Source organism: Pseudomonas sp. EL_65y_Pfl1_R83 (assembly GCF_963970695.1).
GTDB classification, from domain to species: domain Bacteria; phylum Pseudomonadota; class Gammaproteobacteria; order Pseudomonadales; family Pseudomonadaceae; genus Aquipseudomonas; species Aquipseudomonas tritici.
Genome location: NZ_CAXAQI010000343.1, coordinates 1 through 480 on the forward strand (window position 1 = coordinate 1; position 480 = coordinate 480).

The window sequence follows — 480 nt, forward strand, 5'->3', positions numbered from 1 at the left end:
CTTCACCCGCTTCCTTGAGCATGTTCGAGGTGATTTCGAACCCGCCATGATCGGGATATTGATAGGTCCAATACCATTGGTTGCCGATCGCCTTCAGCGTCACCGCATTCTTGGGCGCGGGCTTGTACTGGGCTTGCAGCAGCCCGATCGACGGCAAAGCGAGGCCTAGCAGGATCAGCACCGGAATGCCGGTCCACAACACTTCCAGGATGGTGTTGTGCGAGGTCTTGGACGCAACCGGATTGGCCGCGCGGCGGTAGCGCAGCGCCACCCAGCCGAGCAGCACCAGCACCAGGATACAAATGCCGGTGATGACGGGCATCAGCAGCGTGTTGTGAAACCACAGCGCCTGTTGCCCATTGGGGGTGACCTGCGGCTGGATGGTGATGAGACCATCGACCGGCTGGCCGACCTTGGGGTCGATCGCCATGGCCGGCGCGCCGTCGACCGCGAGCATGGGATCGTGCGAAACTGCTGCGG

1 protein-coding gene is annotated in these 480 nt (G+C 62.3%); it reads right to left on the reverse strand.

Annotation, left to right across the window (positions count from 1 at the left end):
- Positions 1 to 457, reverse strand: a 457-nt coding sequence (locus AACY08_RS29200; RefSeq protein ID WP_339472560.1) for a cytochrome c oxidase subunit II, incomplete at its 3' end; no start/stop codon positions are given.
- Between the last annotated feature and the right edge of the window lie 23 nt (positions 458 to 480).